The organism is Klebsiella sp. V115_8 (assembly GCF_029967715.1).
Taxonomy (GTDB): Bacteria; Pseudomonadota; Gammaproteobacteria; order Enterobacterales; family Enterobacteriaceae; genus Klebsiella; species Klebsiella quasipneumoniae.
Map to the genome: position 1 here is coordinate 126,141 of NZ_JASCAR010000024.1, position 15,972 is coordinate 142,112.

A 15,972-nucleotide genomic window follows, 5' to 3' on the forward strand; every position below is an offset into this window, starting at 1 on the left:
CGGACAACCCGCGCCCTGAAGCGCCTGAGTTCATCGCCAGCGGGCCGGTTCGCCGGTGTTAACAGGCGGAGTAAAGTGCTAAGGTAGGCCTTTCCTTCTTTGTATTGACTGCTTTATGACGACCATCACCACGCCTCGCCTTTCGCTTACCCGCTTTGTTACCGATGACTGGCCCTTTTTTCTGCGCCTGCGCCAGGATCCGCAGGTGATGCGTTTTATGGGCGAAATGTTAAGCGAGGAGGCGTTGCGCAGCGTGTTCGCCAGTCGCTGCGCCGATCCCGGCGTGTATGTTCTGCGTAATCAGCGCGGCGATGCGCTGGGCGATATTGGGCTTCGCGTCAGCCCTAAAAATCCGCACGAGGCCGACGTCGGCTATGCGCTGCTGCCCGAGGCTCAGGGAAAAGGGTATGCCAGCGAAGCGCTGCGGGCGATCTGCGATTATGGTTTCAGTACGCTGGGGGTGCGGGCTATCAATGCCTGGGTTTTGGCAGAGAATCGTGGCTCATCGCGCCTGCTGGAGAAGCAGGGCTTTGTACGCACGCAGGTGCTGGAGAAAGCCTATCATCTGAACGGCGTCGATTACGATGACTGGATCTACCGGCTGGAGCGTGGATCCCACCCGGCGCCCGCGGACGCCGGGTGAGCCGTTTATTTTAGCGAACCTTTCAGAAACTGCTGCAGGCGCGGGCTTTTCGGCGCGCCGAATAACGCGTCCGGATGCCCTTCTTCTTCAATTTTTCCCTGATGCAGGAAAATGACATGCGAAGAGACGTGGCGGGCAAAGCCCATTTCGTGGGTCACCACCACCATGGTTTTCCCCTCTTCCGCCAGCTGCTGCATAATGCGTAACACTTCGCCCACCAGCTCCGGATCCAGCGCGGAGGTCGGCTCATCAAACAGCAGCACCTCCGGCTCCATCGCCAGCGCGCGGGCAATAGAGACACGCTGCTGCTGGCCGCCGGAAAGATGCACCGGGTATTTCGCCTGCTGACGTTCGTCTATCCCGACCTTGGCCAGGTATTTTACCGCCCGTTCGCGCGCTTCCTGTTTGCTTAAGCCCAGCACCTGAATCGGCGCCTCCATGACGTTCTCCAGCACCGTCATATGGCTCCACAGATTGAAATGCTGAAACACCATGGTCAACCGGGTGCGCAGCAGGCGCAACTGGTTCTTGTCGGCTACCTTCAGCTGGCCGTCTTTATCCCGTACCAGGCCAATATTCTGGCCGCTGACGACGATCGTGCCTTCGCTCGGTTTTTCAAGGAAGTTAATACAACGCAAAAAGGTACTTTTCCCGGAACCCGATGAACCGATGATACTGATAACGTCCCCGGCTTTCGCCTGCAGCGAGACGCCCTTCAGCACCTCGTGTTCCCCATAGCGTTTATGCAGATCGATAACGTTTAATTTATTGTCGGACATGGCGTTCTCAATGCGTTGAAGAAGGTTTGATATGCTGCAACCAGCGCTTTTCCGCTTTGCGGAACAAGCTAATCAGCACATACGAGATAATTAAATAGAGCACCGCGGCGATGCCGAAGGCGGTGAACGGTTGATAGGTGGCCGAGTTGATATCGCGGGCGATTTTCAGCAGATCCGGCACCGTGGCGGTAAACGCCAGCGCCGTTGAGTGCAGCATCAGGATCACTTCGTTACTGTAGGCCGGCAGCGCAATCCGCAGCGCGGAAGGCAGGATGATGCAGCGGTACAGTTTGACCGAAGAGAAGCCGTAGGCCCGCGCCGCTTCAATTTCGCCCGCCGGTACCGAGCGGATCGCGCCGGCGAAAATTTCGGTGGTATAGGCGCAGGTGTTCAGGGTCAGCGCCAGCACCGTACAGTTTAACCCGCTGCGGAAAAAGGCGTTCAGCAGTTCAGTGCCTTTGACGATTTCCAGGGTGTACATGCCGGAGTAAAAGACCAATAGCTGCACGTACAGCGGCGTGCCGCGAAATATGTAAGTAAACAGCCAGATGGGAAACTGGATGAACTTATTGCTCGAAACGCGGCCGATTGCCAGAAAGACCGCCAGGATGCCCCCCATGACCACCGAAGAGATCAGCAACCATAAGGTAATCGCCACGCCGGTAAAGCGATACCCGTCGGTCCACAGCAGTGATTTCCAGTACTCCTGAATAATTTCAATCACAGGTCAGCCCTCTTCACGCCAACGGTATAGCGGCGTTCGAGCAGCAGCAGTACGCCATTAGACAGGGTGGTAAACACCAGATAAATCAGACCGCAGACGATGGCGAAGTAGAACGGCTGCCAGGTGCTTTTGCCCGCCAGCTGCGTGGCTTTGACCACATCCTCCAGCCCCAGCAGCGAGACCAGCGCCGTCGCCTTGAGGATAACCTGCCAGTTGTTGCCGATCCCCGGCAGCGCGTAGCGCATCATCGCCGGGAACAGGATGCGCCGGAACGTCTGCCCGCCGCTGAAGCCAAAGGCGGTGGCCGCTTCGATATGCCCCTTCGGCACCGCCAGGTAGGCGCCGCGGAAGGTTTCCGTAAAATAGGCGCCATAGATAAAGCCAAGGGTAATTATCCCGGCGATCATCGGGTCAATATCAAACTGCGACATGCCCAACGCGTCGGTGACGCTGTTGAGCGCAATCTGCAGGCCGTAGAAAATCAACAGCATCAGCACCAGGTCGGGGACGCCGCGGATCAGTGTGGTATAGCCTTCAAACACCAGCGCCAGAGGACGGTTGCTCGATAGCTTTGCGCCCGCGCCCGCCAGCCCGATCAGGACGGCGAGAACGACCGAGCTGAGCGCAAGCTCCAGGGTGACGAGCGCACCCTGCAAAATAACCTGTGAAAACCCATACAGCATGCTGCCTACCCTGTCTGTCATCCACCACTGCGCGTGAATCGGACGCGCAGTTGTGAGGCGTGAGAATTATTCGCCGTATACGTTAAAATCGAAATATTTTTTCGCCAGCTTGTCGTAGGTGCCGTCCTTACGCATCTCTGCAAACGCCTTATTCAGCGCTTCACGCAGTTCGTTGTCTTCCTTACGCAGCCCCATACCGGTGCCGACGCCGAACAGCTTTTCGTCTTTAATCGACGGACCGCCAAACTGGTAATCTTTACCGATAGGCTGTTTCAGGAACCCTTCGCTGGCCGCGACCTCATCCTGGAAAGCGGCATCAATACGGCCGGCGGTCAGGTCGGAATAGATATTGTCCTGTCCCTGATAGGAGACAATCTCGATACCTTTCGGCGCCCAGTGCTCATTACCATAAGTTTCCTGCGTCGTGCCCTGCAGCACGCCCACGCGCTTCCCCTTCAGGGTGGCGAGGTCCGGCGTCACGGGGCTGCCCTTTTTCACCACCAGACGCGAATCAGCCGCATACAGTTTGTCGGTGAAAGCGATTTCCTGCTGACGCTTTTCGGTAATCGACAGCGAAGACATAATCGCGTCGATTTTCTTCGCTTTTAAAGAGGGGATCAGCGCATCCAGCGGGTTTTCCACAAAGGTACATTGGGTATTAATACGCTTACACAGCTCTTTTGCCAGATCGATATCAAAACCCACCAATTCCCCCTGCGCATTCTTCGATTCGAAGGGAGCATAAGTCGGATCGGTACCGATACGAATTTTTTGCGGAATAGCGGCAAAGACCGTGGAAACGCTGGAAAGGGCCAGCGCTAAAGAGAGAGACAACGCCAGTTTTTTCATAACTATCCTCGACAGACTGTCATTCTAACGGGTTTATTAGAACTATTAACACCAGTTATCGTGCCATTATTCGCCCCTTGAGGGCAAAGATTTATGCACCAGAAAGGCCATTTTTTTGCATCACAAACGCTTAACTATGCATTTTTTAGCCACAAAAGCGGCCGCCTTTGCACTAATATGATCCACAGCGTCTGGCGATGCACCTTTTCAGGGCTTTTACACGAACATGGCGGCAGGCCCACCCGATAGCGCGGGCCTGCGGCAGTCTTAGTCGCCGTAGACGTTAAAATCGAAGTATTTCTTCGCCATTTTGTCGTAGGTGCCGTCTTTGCGCATCTCGCCCAGCGCTTTATCAAACGCGGCTTTCAGCTCGACGTCGTCCTTACGCAGGCCGATACCGGTGCCGTCGCCAAAGTACTTTTTGTCTTTAACCGACGGACCGGCGAAGGCGAAATCTTTCCCGGCGGGCTGTTTGAGGAAGCCTTCGCTGGCGGCGACTTCATCCTGCAGCGCCGCATCCAGACGACCCGCGGAGAGGTCGGAATAGATCAGGTCCTGGTTTTGATAGGCCACCACGTCAACGCCCTGGCTGCGCCAGCGATCGTTAGCATAGGCTTCCTGCGTGGAGCCCTGCAGCACGCCGACGTGTTTACCTTTCAGCGCTTCCAGCGTCGGCTGGATCGGCGAGCCTTTGGCCGCGATCAGACGGGAGTCGGCGGCATAAAGCTTGTCAGAGAAGGCGATCTCTTGCTGGCGCTTCTCGGTGATGGAGAGCGAGGAGATGATGGCGTCAATTTTCTTCGCCTTGAGGGAGGGGATCAGGGAGTCAAAATCACTGCCGACCCAGGTACATTTCACCTTAATACGGGAGCACAGTTCATTGCCTAAATCGATATCAAAGCCAACAAAGTCCCCTTTCGCGTCTTTCGACGAAAACGGCGCATAGGTCGCGTCAGTGCCAATGCGAATGCTCTGCGGCAGAGCAGCGAACACGCTGGCCGTGCTGCTCATTCCCACGAGTAAAGAGAGAGCCAGAATCGTCTTCTTCATACAGTACCCTTAAGTGTCGTGATGTGGTGTGTTGCTTGTTATGGTGATTGCCGAGCAATCCTGCAGTTTTTGTGCCATCTTCCCGGTGCGTGCCGGGAACAGGGTTAAATTTGTTAAAATAAAGTTGCAGGATTGTCTTAAAAGGGAAGATACCAGCATTACTGGCGAAACCGCAGCGCCTGAGCGCAAAAAGACGAAATAAATGTCGAGGATTTGATCGGGGCGACAAATTTGCACCACCGCAGCGCAAGCGTACATTTCACGCACCTATTTAGTGCAATCCTGTGCCCCTTGCCAGCGAGTAAACAAGTCTTGTTCCAGGCTAATGTCGAACTGATCGAGCACCCGGTTGACGGTCTGGTTGATAACATCATCCAGGCTTTGCGGCCGATGGTAGAAGGCCGGCACCGGCGGCATAATCACCGCCCCCAGCTCCGCGGCCTGCACCAGCAGACGCAGATGGCCAAGATGGAACGGGGTCTCCCGCACGCAGAGCACAAGCGGACGACGCTCCTTCAGCACCACATCCGCCGCCCGCGTCAGCAGACCATCCGTGTAGCTATGGACAATACCCGAGAGCGTTTTCATTGAGCAGGGTAAAATCACCATCCCGGCGGTTTTAAACGAGCCGGAGGAGATGCTGGCGGCGATGTCGCGGGCATCATGCACCACATCAGCCAGCGCCTGTACTTCACGCACGGTAAAGTCGGTCTCCATCGCCAGCGTCTGGCGCGCCGCCTGGCTGAGGATCAAATGGGTTTCAATATCCGGCACATCCCGTAGCACCTGCAGCATCCGCACGCCATAGATGGCGCCGCTGGCGCCGGAAATGCCAATAATCAGTCGTTTCACGTTCAGTTACCCCTTGCGCGTCGTGCCGCAGACTTTGCCGGATTATAGCCGTTGGCGCAACCATTGACGCACGGTTGCCGGGCGAAAAAAAGGCCCGCCGTCCATCAGAAACGGCGGGCCCGCGACGCGCGAACGGCTTAACCCTCGTTGTGCATCTCGAGGTTTTCGACTTCGTTCTGCAGCTGGACCGCTTTGGCATCATCGTTACGCAGGGAATCGAGGTAATCGAGGTACTGCTGGTCGACATCCCGGGTGACGTATACGCCGTTGAACACTGAGCATTCAAACTGCTGAATATCCGGATTTTCCGCGCGCACCGCTTCGATCAGATCGTTGAGATCCTGGAAAATCAGGCCATCGGCGCCGATGATCTGGCGGATCTCATCCACTTCGCGGCCATGGGCGATGAGTTCGTTGGCGGTCGGCATATCGATACCGTACACGTTCGGGAAACGAATTTCCGGCGCGGCTGAGGCCAGATACACTTTTTTCGCCCCTGCTTCGCGCGCCATCTCGATGATCTGCTCCGAGGTGGTGCCGCGGACGATGGAATCGTCCACCAGCAGCACGTTCTTATCGCGGAACTCCGCACGGTTGGCGTTGAGCTTGCGGCGCACAGACTTACGACGCAACTGCTGACCCGGCATGATAAATGTGCGGCCGACGTAGCGGTTCTTCACGAAGCCCTGACGATAAGGCTTGTCAAGGATGCGGGCGATCTCCAGCGCGATATCGCAGGAGGTCTCCGGGATCGGGATAACGACGTCAATATCCAGATCTTCCCACTCGCGGGCAATCTTTTCGCCAAGCTTAGTCCCCATATTGACGCGGGCGCTGTAGACGGAAATTTTGTCGATAAACGAGTCCGGACGGGCAAAATAGACATACTCGAACAGGCACGGGTTGCTGACCGGGTTATCGGCGCACTGACGGGTAAACAGCTGGCCCTTCTCGGTAATATAAACCGCTTCGCCCGGCGCCACATCGCGCAGGAATTCAAAGCCAAGGGTGTCAAGCGCCACGCTTTCCGAGGCCACCATATACTCGGTGCGGCCATCGCCTACGTCACGTTTGCCCAGCACCAGCGGACGAATGCCGTTCGGGTCGCGGAAGGCCACCATGCCATGACCGATGATCATCGCCACGCAAGCGTACGCGCCGCGGATCAGGCGGTTGGTCGCCGCAATCGCGGCAAAGATGTTGTCCGCTTCCAGTGGGTAGTGACGGAAGTTATCCAGCTCACTGGCGAAAATATTGAGGAGGATTTCGGAATCTGAGGTGGTATTGATATGGCGGCGTTTTTCTTCAAACAGCTTTTTACGCAGCTCATGGGCGTTGGTCAGGTTGCCGTTATGCGCCAACGTGATGCCATACGGCGAGTTGACGTAAAACGGCTGCGCTTCGGAGGCGCTGGAGCTGCCCGCCGTGGGGTAACGCACGTGGCCAATCCCCATATTGCCCTGCATACGCTGCATATGGCGGGCTTCGAATACGTCGCTTACCAGCCCGTTAGCCTTACGCAACCGGAAGCAGTTGTTGGCATCAATGGTGATGATGCCAGCGGCATCCTGTCCACGGTGCTGGAGCACCGTTAGCGCATCATAAATCGACTGGTTAACCGGCATAACACCGGCGATACCGACAATACCGCACATACGTCTTTTCCTCGTTCAGCAACGACCCAAAGTCTATACTTTAGGCAAGAAACTTGACGAGCTTTGCAGGTATTCAAAAAACCATCTGATGACGGGGGTAAAATAGGGAATAAACTGCGACTGCTGCCAGTCATCGCTCTTCGCCATCCCGGTAAAGGTGTCAAGGAAGAACAGGATAGCGGCGATGATCAGCACCCCACGTAGCGCGCCGAAGCAGATCCCCAATACCCTGTCGGTACCTGACAAACCGGTCTTCTCCACCAGCTGGCCTATCACATAGTTCACGATAGCGCCAACGATGAGCGTCACGATAAACAGCGCCGCAATAGCAATCCCATTTCGAACCCGTTCATCCTCAAAGCCCGTAAACCAGACAGACAGGTCAGCGTAGTAGTGGCTGGCGACATAAAACGCGCAACCCCACGTGACTAACGATAAAGCTTCGCGAACGAAGCCGCGGATCAGGCTGACCAGGCAAGAAAGACCCAGCACCGCCATAATGGCGTAATCAATCCAGACCATATACGTCCCACGATTTTACGCCCTGTCGTCCAGTTCGGGGCGCATTCTAACAGAAAAAGAAAACGTTTGCGTAGGGATTTCCTTGCCCTACAGAAATAAAAATGGCGCTGAAAAAACATTCAACGCCAGACTGCCTTTCGCCTCTTCAGGGCGGCTGAGACAGGGTTTGCGGGGCGTTTAGCCCCGCCGCGTTCTCTCCGCATGGCGGAAAAAAACCATCAGTTCGGGGTGAAGCCCATCACCACCCCGCTGAGCCCGGAGATCTGTTGCAGATCGCCCAACTGGCCCTTCAGCTTGTCTTTTGACGCATCCGGGCCGACGAGGATACGGGTAATTTTACCCTGTACCGGCGTCGAAGGCGACGTATAGACTTTGAAGCCCGATGCCCGTAGCTTACCGACGATCTCGTTCACCTTATCGGCGTTCTTCAACGCGCCCAGCTGGACCACATAGGCCTTGCCGGTCGGCGCCGGCAGGGCCGCCTGCTGCTGCGGTGGTTGCTGCTGCTGAGGCTTAGCCGGCGGAGGGGTAGGCGTCGCAGCCTGCTGTTGCGGCTTCGGCTGCGGCTTCGGCTGGGGTTTAGGCTGCGGTTTCGCGGCAACCACCGGCTCCTGAACGTCATCGAAGCTGTTGCTGTTCACCGGGATACGCGACGGATCTAACGATGGCGCAGCGGCATCGCCAGCCCGCACCTCCTCCGCCGCCCCTTCCGGCGGCTGCGAAGGCAGCGCCTGAGTCGCCGCCGGCAGCATATCCGGTTCATCGCGATCGCCGGGTTTCGGCACCAGCGGGATCGCGGCAAACTCATCCTGATAATGCTTTTTCTGCCCGTCCAGCAGCCCTGGCAGGATAATCACCCCCAGCGCCACCAGCACGATTGTCCCGACTAAACGGTTCTGAAACTTACTCGCCACCGATTCTCCCCGCGTCAATCTCTTCCATTACCTGCGCTACCGTGTGAAATGAACCACACACCAGCACTGTATCTTCCGCTTGAGCGTCAGCCATGGCCGCGCGCCATGCCTGCGCCACGCTGCTATAGACTGTGCCGCCACGCAAATGTTCCACCAGCTGCTCCGCCGTCGCCCCGCGCGGACCCTCCAGCGGCGCGCAGTACCAGACGTCAACTTCCGGCGTCAGATTGGCCAGCGTACCGGCGATGTCCTTATCATGCAGCATACCAATAACCGCCAGCACGCGTCCCGTTTTCGCTAACGTTTTGAGACGCCCGGCGAGATAAGCCGCCGCGTGCGGGTTATGCGCCACATCGAGGATCACCCGCGGGGCGTCGCTGATTATCTGAAAGCGTCCCGGCAGCATCGCGTCGCGGATCCCCGCGCGCAGGATAGCGTCATCCACGGCAAGGCCGCTGGCGCGCAGCGCCGCCACGGCCGTGGCGGCATTCGGCAACGGCACCTGAGGCAGAGGCAGGCGGCTTAACGCCCCGCCCGCGTCGCGGAAGGACCATGTCTCGCCTTCCACCTCATAGCGCCAGTCGACGCCGCGGCGCTGGAGCAGCGCGCCCTTCTCGCGCGCCACTTCAGCAATGGTGTGCGGCATATCCGGCTCCCCTACCACCGCCGGTTTACCGGCACGGAAGATGCCGGCTTTCTCCCGGCCGATACTGTCGCGATCCGGTCCCAGCCAGTCGGTATGATCGAGGGCGATGCTGGTGACCACGGCGACGTCGGCATCCACGATATTGGTGGCGTCGAGACGGCCGCCGAGGCCCACCTCCAGGATCACCACATCCAGCTGCGCCTGCTTAAACAACCATAGCGCAGAGAGCGTGCCGTACTCAAAATAGGTCAGCGAGATGTCGCCCCGCGCCGCTTCAATCTCCGCAAACGAGGCCGTATGCGCTGCCTCCGGCAGTTCCGCGCCCTGAATGCGCACGCGTTCGGTGTAGCGCACCAGATGCGGAGAGCTGTAAACCCCCACTTTATAGCCGGCCGCCATCAGGACCGTTTCCAGCGTGCGGCAGGTGGTGCCTTTGCCATTGGTGCCCGCGACCGTAAAGACGAACGGCGCCGGTTTGACGATATCCATCTGCCGCGCGACCTCGCTGACGCGCGCCAGCCCCAGGTCGATGGTTTTACTGTGCAGATGTTCCAGATAAGAAAGCCACGTAGCCAGGGGCGACGTGGCCTGAGGAATAGGATCTTTTTCCATGATGCCCGCAAGAATTGACGGTTAACGCGTTTGAATAAAAAAGGGCAGCGCCGCCAGGCCCTGCCCTCTGCTTTATCAGGCCTCGGGTTCCTGATCCGGTGCCGGCGGCACCACCACGCCTTCATGAGGCGTTTCCGAAGCGGCAACCGGCGCCGGCAGGTTCATCAGCTTCGCCAGAATGCTGGCCAGCTTGAGACGCATTTCCGGACGGCGAACGATCATATCGATCGCCCCTTTTTCAATCAGGAACTCACTGCGCTGGAATCCCGGCGGCAGCTTCTCACGTACGGTCTGCTCAATGACGCGAGGACCGGCAAAGCCGATCAGCGCTTTCGGCTCGGCAATGTTCAGGTCGCCCAGCATCGCAAAGCTCGCCGATACGCCGCCCATGGTCGGGTCGGTCAGCACAGAGATGTACGGTAATCCGCGCTCCTGCATTTTTGCCAGCGCCGCGGAGGTTTTCGCCATCTGCATCAGCGACATCAGCGCTTCCTGCATACGGGCGCCACCGGAGGCGGAGAAGCAGATCAACGGGCAGTTATCTTCCAGCGCCTGCTCCACCGCGCGCACAAAGCGTGCGCCAACGACGGAACCCATCGATCCCCCCATAAAGGAGAATTCAAAGGCCGCGGCCACCACCGGCATCGCGTAGAGCGTACCTTTCATCACCACCAGCGCGTCTTTTTCGCCCGTCTCTTTTTGAGCGGACGCCAGGCGGTCTTTGTATTTTTTTGAATCGCGGAACTTCAGCACATCTTTTGGCTCAAGTTCGCTACCCAGTTCCACCAGGGAACCTTCATCCAACAGGCTATGCAGGCGATTACGCGCCGACATGCGCATATGGTGATCGCACTTAGGACAAACCTCCAGGTTGCGCTCCAGCTCGGCGCGGTAGAGTACCTGACCGCAGCTGTCGCACTTGGTCCATACACCCTCAGGAATGCTCGCCTTGCGGGTGGGAGTGATGTTGCTTTTAATTCGTTCAATCCAGCTCATTGATAACCTTTCTGCCTGAACCTGGTCGATGCCAGTTTTGTCGTAAGGGGCGCATAATGCCATTTTTGCCTCTTACAGACCATGAATGTTGCACATTAAATCATATCATCCCGGAACATGGGATAAAAAAGTGGTCAAACCGCTGCGCGTGACGCTCGTGCACCGTCACGCGCAACGCAGGCTAAACTACTTCGCCTGCTTCGCCGCCGCCCGCTTATGGCGAATAATCTCAATCACGCCCGGCAGGACGGAAAGCACGATGATCGCCACGATCAGCAGCTTCAGGTTCTCCTGCACCACCGGCAGATCGCCAAACAGATAGCCGGCGTAGGTGAACAGCAGCACCCACAGCAGCGCCCCGACGACGTTATAGGCCGCAAAATGACGATAGGACATATGCCCCATTCCCGCCACAAACGGCGCGAAGGTTCGGACTATCGGCACAAAGCGCGCCAGGATAATGGTTTTTCCGCCGTGACGTTCGTAGAAGCTATGGGTTTTATCCAGATAGCTGCGACGGAAAATCTTCGAGTTCGGGTTGCTGAACAGCTTTTCGCCGAACAGCCGGCCAATGGTGTAGTTGACCGCATCGCCGACGATAGCCGCGATGACCATCAGCAATACCATCAGGTGGACATTCAGATCGTTGGTGGGCAGGGCCGAGAGCGCGCCCGCGACGAACAGCAGGGAATCCCCCGGCAGGAACGGCGTTACCACCAGCCCGGTTTCGCAGAACAGAATCAAAAACAGAATGGCATAAACCCAGACGCCATACTGGGCGACCAGCTCGGCCAGGTGCACATCAATATGCAGGATGAAATCAATTAAAAAGTGAATCAAGTCCATGTTTGTCTTTACCCTTAATGACCCTATTAGTCCGCCAGAAACAGCGGGCCCATTGGCAGCACCGGTAAATCATAATGGGCCGGGTAATCCACCGACACCAGATACAACCCTTCCGCTTTTGCCGTTGCCGCAGCGAGCGTCCTGTCTTTTGCTGCCAGCAGTTCTGCCATCCAGCTCTCCGGCTGGTTTCCGGCCCCGATTTCCATCAGGCTGCCCACAATATTCCTGACCATATGATGTACAAAGGCATTCGCTTTGATATCCACCACCACATAAGCGCCGTAGCGGGTAACGTTAATGTGCATTACGTTGCGCCACGGGGTACGCGACTGGCACTGCACCGCGCGAAACGAGGTAAAGTCATTCTCCCCCAGCAGACACTGTGCGGCACGCTGCATGCGCGCGGCGTCGAGCGGCTGGTGAAAATGCGTGACGCCCTGACTTAGTACCGCCGGACGCAGGCGATGATTATAGATGACGTAACGATAGCGGCGCGCCGTGGCGCTGAACCGGGCGTGAAAATCCGCCGGGACATGTTTGACCCAACGCACCGCGATGTCACCAGGTAAATTCGCATTTACCCCCAGCGTCCAGGCGGCATCTTTACGCTGCGCCCGGGTTTCGAAATGCACCACCTGGCCGGTGCCATGGACACCGGCGTCGGTGCGGCCAGCGCAAAAGACGGTAATGGATTCGTTCGCCACCTGCGAGAGCGCCTTTTCCAGCTTCTCCTGCACGCTGCGTACTTCGTTTTGCCGCTGCCAGCCGTAATATTTGCTACCGTCGTACTCGATGCCCAGCGCGATTTTACAGACCGGCTGTTGCTCCATCTCAGACATCAGTACAGGTACTCCTCAATCAACTTCTCGGCGATCTTCACCGCCATCAGCGCGCCGCCGAAGCGGACGTTATCCGCCACCGACCAGAACTGGACTTGCTCCGGCATGCCGTAATCATTATGCACGCAGCCGATGGAGAGACGGGCGTTGCCGGAAGCGTCGCCAACCTGAGTGGGGAATTCGCCCTCTTCAGAAAGTTCGATCTCCTCGCCGCGGGTAAAGGCGTCACGCGCCTCTTCCGCCGCCAGCGGACGCATCGCTTCAAAGTTCACCATCTGCGCATGGCCGTAGAAGACCGGCGACTGGACGACGCTGGCGGAGATCATCAGCCCGTCATCCTGAAGAATTTTGCGCGCTTCATCGACGATACGGCGCTCTTCGCGCACGCTACCTTCACGATCCGGCAGCAGCGGCAGCATGTTGAAGGCCAGCTGGCGGCCAAAGAAATCGTCTTCATCGATGGGGATGCCGTTCAGCAGCTTGGCGCTCTGCCCTGCCAGCGCATCCACCGCTTTTTTCCCCTGCCCAGAGGCGGAGAGCAGGTTAGTGACGCTAATGCGCGACAGTCCACCCTGATCGATAAGCGGCTTCAGCGCCGTCAGCAGCTGGCTGGTCAAACTATTGGGCACCGCAATCAGATTGCGGTTGCGGTAATCGCCTAACACGAACGGGTTCACGTCCGGCACCACCAGCGGTACGTCCGGCTCCAGCGCAAACAGGCCGCTGAGATCGATAACCAGACATCCGGCGTTTGTCGCATCTTCGACATACGCTGCGCTGGCTTCGACGCCTGCGGCAAAGAAAGCCAGCTGGGCCTGGGTCCAGTCAAACTCGGCGGCGTCCTTGACGATCACCGACTTGCCACCAAAACGCAGATGTTCGCCCGCGCTTTCGTTGCGCGCCAGAGCAAAAATCTCCCCCACCGGGAACTGGCGTTCAGCGAGAGTTTCGAGCAGGGCTTCGCCTACGGCGCCCGTTGCGCCCAGTACGGCAATATTCCAGCCTTCAGACATGGTGGTTTACTCCAGAAATAAAGCGGCCCTGCCGGAGTATCCGGCAGGGGCATTAAGAAGACATTAACGAACAGGATGATGCACGGCGTTAAAACCGAGCTGGCGCAACAGCGTCGCCGCCTGCTCATCGCTGCACTGCACGTACAGCGAAGACCATTCGCGACGTTCCTGATAATTTTTACGCAGCTTGTCGAATTCACCGGCGACGCCCGCCACCTTCCGCAGCGGCGCATCATCGCGGCGCACATCATACACCAAATGAACCAGTCTTTTCAGCGTCGGCTGATCGAGCGGGCCATGCAGGGTGATGCGGCCAAACTCCGGGGCCGGCAGCAGGGTATCCAGCGCCACCTGCTGCGGATGACCGATAAAGGCGCTATAGGCTTCGAATACCTGCGTCGTCCCGCGCGCCTTCCCTTCAAGGGTATAGCCGGCGATATGCGCCGTGCCGATATCCACCCGCTTGAGAAGCGCTATGTTGAGATCCGGCTCCGGCTCCCAAACGTCCAGCACCACGCTCAGGGACTGACCGGCTTCCAGGCGTTTCAGCAACGCGGCGTTATCCACCACCGGCCCGCGGCAGGCGTTGATCAAAATCGTTCCGGGCTTCAGGCGGCTAATCAGCGCCTCATCCGCCAGATGTAACGTTTTATATTGTCCTTCTTTATACAGCGGGGTATGGAAGGTGAGGACATCGGCCTGCTGGACCAGATCGTCAAGGGAGCGGAAGTCGCCTTCGTCGCCGCGGTCAGCGCGCGGCGGATCGCAGAGCAGAGTTTTGATGCCCAGCGCCTCCAGACGCTTTTGCAGTCGCCCGCCGACGTTACCGACGCCGACAATCCCGACGGTGCGATCGCGCAGCGAGAAGCCGTCACGTTCGGCCAGCATCAGCAGCGATGAAAAGACATACTCCACCACCGCAATGGCGTTGCAGCCTGGCGCCGCGGAGAAACCAATCCCCGCCTGCTGCAGCCACGCCTGATCGACATGATCGGTGCCTGCGGTCGCGGTGCCGACGAACCTGATGGCCTTGCCGGCAAGCAATGCTTCATTGACCCGGGTGACCGAGCGCACCATTAAGGCATCCGCATCGGTCAGGGCATCGGCCGGGACCGGGCGGCCCGGGATCGCCTGCACGTCGCCTAAACGGCTAAAAAGCTCACGGGCATAGGGCATATTTTCATCAACGAGGATTTTCACAGTTCAGTACCTGTCTGAGAACGAGAGTTAACCGGGGAAGTGTGCCATAATCTGGCCGCCAGGCATACTCATCACCTGGTTCCAGCACCGCGATATCGAAAGGATGAATCATGACGCACCCCCTTGCAGATATGCCAGACCGTCCTCCAGGGCGAGGCCCATCAGGCACTGCCGCCACCGGCGAACCTTCGCTTTCCATGCAGCAACGCACCGTCCTGGAGCGACTGATCACGCGCCTGGTGGCGCTGACCTCGCAGCAGAATGCGGAAGTGTGGGCCTGCGTCAAACATGACCTCGGACTGAAAGGCGACACGCCCCTGCTGGCCCGCCATTTCAGCGCCGCCGAGGCCAGTCTCAACCAGCGCCTGGCCGCCGCGCAGGACAATCATCATCATCGCCAGACCCTGGCGCAGCTCAGCGATCTGCTCGGCCAGGGCAATAACCGCCAGGCGGTGAGCGATTATATTCGTCAGCATTATGGGCAAACGGCGCTGCATGCCCTCAGCCAGTCGCAACTGGAGAACATTCTGCATCTGCTGCAGCGCGGTCAGCTGTCGATCCCGCAGCCGCAGCAGCGCCCGCCGACCCTTCGTCCACTGCTGCCGGCCGAGCACAACACGCTCAATCAGCTGGTGACTAAGCTGGCGGCCGCCACCGGCGAACCGAGCAAACTGATTTGGCAGTCCATGCTGGAACTTTGCGGCGTCAAGTCCGGGGAGCTGATCCCGGCGACGCACTTCACGCCGCTTTCGTACTGGCTGCAGGCGCGGCAGACGCTCAGCGCGCAAAGCGCGCCCACGCTTACCTCGCTGCAGGGGGCGCTCAAGCAGCCGCTGGAGGCCGCGGAGTGGCAGAAGATTGTCGACTTTGCCCGTCGCAACTGGCAGGTCACGCCGCAGACCGCACTGAGCCCGGCGCAGATCCTGGCGCTGCTGAATAAGGTGTTTGTGCTGCGGGTAGCCCGCGCCCAGGAGACGCTGGCGATCCCGCAGGAGGAGCCCGCGACCCGGCGGACATGGGCCGCTAAGCCTTGGCAGCTGGCGCTGGGCGCGGTTGTCCTGCTCCTGGTGCTGTGGCTCCTGCTGTAGCCCAGCAGGCACTGGCGGCGTTCACGGCACCCTTTGATGCCAAACGCCGCAGTGTTTACTA

Annotated in this window: 18 protein-coding genes; 3 read left to right on the top strand and 15 right to left on the bottom strand. The window is 58.3% G+C overall.

Annotated elements, in window-relative coordinates; translation table 11 throughout:
- Positions 1–115: 115 nt before the first annotated feature.
- On the top strand, positions 116–643 hold the full coding sequence (locus tag QLG03_RS09270) for a GNAT family N-acetyltransferase (protein ID WP_023290520.1): 528 nt from the start codon (positions 116–118) through the stop codon (positions 641–643).
- Positions 644–648: 5 nt separating this feature from the next.
- Here QLG03_RS09270 and hisP read toward each other — a convergent pair whose 3' ends face one another.
- The 5 genes from hisP to argT all read right to left on the bottom strand — a co-directional run bounded on the left by hisP (position 649) and on the right by argT (position 4,728).
- Positions 649–1,422, bottom strand: coding sequence for a histidine ABC transporter ATP-binding protein HisP (gene hisP / locus QLG03_RS09275; protein ID WP_002913206.1), 774 nt, complete (start codon positions 1,420–1,422; stop codon positions 649–651).
- 7 nt (positions 1,423–1,429) lie between these two features.
- Positions 1,430–2,146 carry a histidine ABC transporter permease HisM gene (gene hisM, locus QLG03_RS09280; protein WP_002913207.1) on the bottom strand — a complete coding sequence of 239 codons (717 nt, stop codon included), beginning with the start codon at positions 2,144–2,146 and terminating at the stop codon, positions 1,430–1,432.
- Positions 2,143–2,829 carry a histidine ABC transporter permease HisQ gene (locus QLG03_RS09285; RefSeq protein WP_023290521.1) on the bottom strand — a complete coding sequence of 229 codons (687 nt, stop codon included), beginning with the start codon at positions 2,827–2,829 and terminating at the stop codon, positions 2,143–2,145. Before QLG03_RS09285 ends, hisM begins: the two co-directional genes overlap by 4 nt.
- 66 nt (positions 2,830–2,895) lie before the next feature.
- On the bottom strand, positions 2,896–3,678 hold the full coding sequence (gene hisJ, locus QLG03_RS09290; RefSeq protein ID WP_002913209.1) for a histidine ABC transporter substrate-binding protein HisJ: 783 nt from the start codon (positions 3,676–3,678) through the stop codon (positions 2,896–2,898).
- Positions 3,679–3,945: 267 nt separating this feature from the next.
- Positions 3,946–4,728 carry a lysine/arginine/ornithine ABC transporter substrate-binding protein ArgT gene (gene argT / locus QLG03_RS09295; RefSeq protein WP_048336249.1) on the bottom strand — a complete coding sequence of 261 codons (783 nt, stop codon included), beginning with the start codon at positions 4,726–4,728 and terminating at the stop codon, positions 3,946–3,948.
- A 40-nt stretch (positions 4,729–4,768) separates the two neighbouring features.
- Between argT and QLG03_RS09300 the strand changes: the two genes are divergently transcribed.
- A complete protein-coding gene (locus QLG03_RS09300; protein WP_032424512.1) occupies positions 4,769–4,930 on the top strand; it encodes a hypothetical protein in 162 nt (53 codons plus the stop codon).
- 65 nt (positions 4,931–4,995) lie between these two features.
- Here the strand turns inward: QLG03_RS09300 and QLG03_RS09305 are convergent, their stop codons facing one another.
- The 10 genes from QLG03_RS09305 to pdxB form a co-directional block, all read right to left on the bottom strand.
- Positions 4,996–5,580 carry a UbiX family flavin prenyltransferase gene (locus QLG03_RS09305; protein WP_023290522.1) on the bottom strand — a complete coding sequence of 195 codons (585 nt, stop codon included), beginning with the start codon at positions 5,578–5,580 and terminating at the stop codon, positions 4,996–4,998.
- A 137-nt stretch (positions 5,581–5,717) separates the two neighbouring features.
- The gene (purF, locus tag QLG03_RS09310) at positions 5,718–7,235 is read right to left on the bottom strand and encodes an amidophosphoribosyltransferase (protein ID WP_004180758.1); all 1,518 of its coding nucleotides are present in this window, start codon (positions 7,233–7,235) and stop codon (positions 5,718–5,720) included.
- 33 nt (positions 7,236–7,268) lie between these two features.
- Positions 7,269–7,757 (bottom strand): colicin V production protein, encoded by a 489-nt coding sequence (cvpA, locus tag QLG03_RS09315; RefSeq protein ID WP_023290523.1) that lies wholly within the window; start codon positions 7,755–7,757, stop codon positions 7,269–7,271.
- Positions 7,758–7,975: 218 nt separating this feature from the next.
- Positions 7,976–8,671, bottom strand: a complete 696-nt coding sequence (gene dedD / locus QLG03_RS09320; protein ID WP_023290524.1) for a cell division protein DedD — start codon at positions 8,669–8,671, stop codon at positions 7,976–7,978.
- Positions 8,661–9,929 (bottom strand): bifunctional tetrahydrofolate synthase/dihydrofolate synthase, encoded by a 1,269-nt coding sequence (gene folC, locus QLG03_RS09325; RefSeq protein WP_023290525.1) that lies wholly within the window; start codon positions 9,927–9,929, stop codon positions 8,661–8,663. Before folC ends, dedD begins: the two co-directional genes overlap by 11 nt.
- 75 nt (positions 9,930–10,004) lie before the next feature.
- On the bottom strand, positions 10,005–10,925 hold the full coding sequence (gene accD, locus QLG03_RS09330) for an acetyl-CoA carboxylase, carboxyltransferase subunit beta (protein WP_004201773.1): 921 nt from the start codon (positions 10,923–10,925) through the stop codon (positions 10,005–10,007).
- Positions 10,926–11,111: 186 nt separating this feature from the next.
- On the bottom strand, positions 11,112–11,771 hold the full coding sequence (locus QLG03_RS09335; RefSeq protein WP_002913221.1) for a DedA family protein: 660 nt from the start codon (positions 11,769–11,771) through the stop codon (positions 11,112–11,114).
- 26 nt (positions 11,772–11,797) lie between these two features.
- On the bottom strand, positions 11,798–12,610 hold the full coding sequence (gene truA / locus QLG03_RS09340) for a tRNA pseudouridine(38-40) synthase TruA (protein ID WP_023290528.1): 813 nt from the start codon (positions 12,608–12,610) through the stop codon (positions 11,798–11,800).
- The gene (locus tag QLG03_RS09345; RefSeq protein WP_023290529.1) at positions 12,610–13,623 is read right to left on the bottom strand and encodes an aspartate-semialdehyde dehydrogenase; all 1,014 of its coding nucleotides are present in this window, start codon (positions 13,621–13,623) and stop codon (positions 12,610–12,612) included. Before QLG03_RS09345 ends, truA begins: the two co-directional genes overlap by 1 nt.
- Positions 13,624–13,686: 63 nt before the next feature.
- Complete coding sequence (gene pdxB / locus QLG03_RS09350; RefSeq protein ID WP_048297940.1) at positions 13,687–14,823, bottom strand: 4-phosphoerythronate dehydrogenase PdxB; 1,137 nt, start codon at positions 14,821–14,823, stop codon at positions 13,687–13,689.
- Positions 14,824–14,933: 110 nt separating this feature from the next.
- Here pdxB and flk point away from each other — a divergent pair, with 110 nt between their 5' ends.
- A complete protein-coding gene (flk, locus tag QLG03_RS09355) occupies positions 14,934–15,911 on the top strand; it encodes a flagella biosynthesis regulator Flk (RefSeq protein WP_117129348.1) in 978 nt (325 codons plus the stop codon).
- Positions 15,912–15,972 lie beyond the last annotated feature (61 nt).

Excerpts from the sequence above, each read along its gene's own strand:
- QLG03_RS09270 (WP_023290520.1), top strand. The coding sequence starts at position 116 with ATGACGACCATCACCACGCCTCGCCTTTCGCTTACCCGCTTTGTTACC.
- cvpA (WP_023290523.1), bottom strand. The coding sequence starts at position 7,757 with ATGGTCTGGATTGATTACGCCATTATGGCGGTGCTGGGTCTTTCTTGC.
- hisP (WP_002913206.1), bottom strand. The coding sequence starts at position 1,422 with ATGTCCGACAATAAATTAAACGTTATCGATCTGCATAAACGCTATGGG.
- purF (WP_004180758.1), bottom strand. The coding sequence starts at position 7,235 with ATGTGCGGTATTGTCGGTATCGCCGGTGTTATGCCGGTTAACCAGTCG.
- folC (WP_023290525.1), bottom strand. The coding sequence starts at position 9,929 with ATGGAAAAAGATCCTATTCCTCAGGCCACGTCGCCCCTGGCTACGTGG.
- truA (WP_023290528.1), bottom strand. The coding sequence starts at position 12,610 with ATGTCTGAGATGGAGCAACAGCCGGTCTGTAAAATCGCGCTGGGCATC.
- QLG03_RS09285 (WP_023290521.1), bottom strand. The coding sequence starts at position 2,829 with ATGCTGTATGGGTTTTCACAGGTTATTTTGCAGGGTGCGCTCGTCACC.
- QLG03_RS09345 (WP_023290529.1), bottom strand. The coding sequence starts at position 13,623 with ATGTCTGAAGGCTGGAATATTGCCGTACTGGGCGCAACGGGCGCCGTA.
- QLG03_RS09335 (WP_002913221.1), bottom strand. The coding sequence starts at position 11,771 with ATGGACTTGATTCACTTTTTAATTGATTTCATCCTGCATATTGATGTG.
- accD (WP_004201773.1), bottom strand. The coding sequence starts at position 10,925 with ATGAGCTGGATTGAACGAATTAAAAGCAACATCACTCCCACCCGCAAG.
- argT (WP_048336249.1), bottom strand. The coding sequence starts at position 4,728 with ATGAAGAAGACGATTCTGGCTCTCTCTTTACTCGTGGGAATGAGCAGC.
- QLG03_RS09300 (WP_032424512.1), top strand. The coding sequence starts at position 4,769 with ATGGTGATTGCCGAGCAATCCTGCAGTTTTTGTGCCATCTTCCCGGTG.
- flk (WP_117129348.1), top strand. The coding sequence starts at position 14,934 with ATGACGCACCCCCTTGCAGATATGCCAGACCGTCCTCCAGGGCGAGGC.
- hisJ (WP_002913209.1), bottom strand. The coding sequence starts at position 3,678 with ATGAAAAAACTGGCGTTGTCTCTCTCTTTAGCGCTGGCCCTTTCCAGC.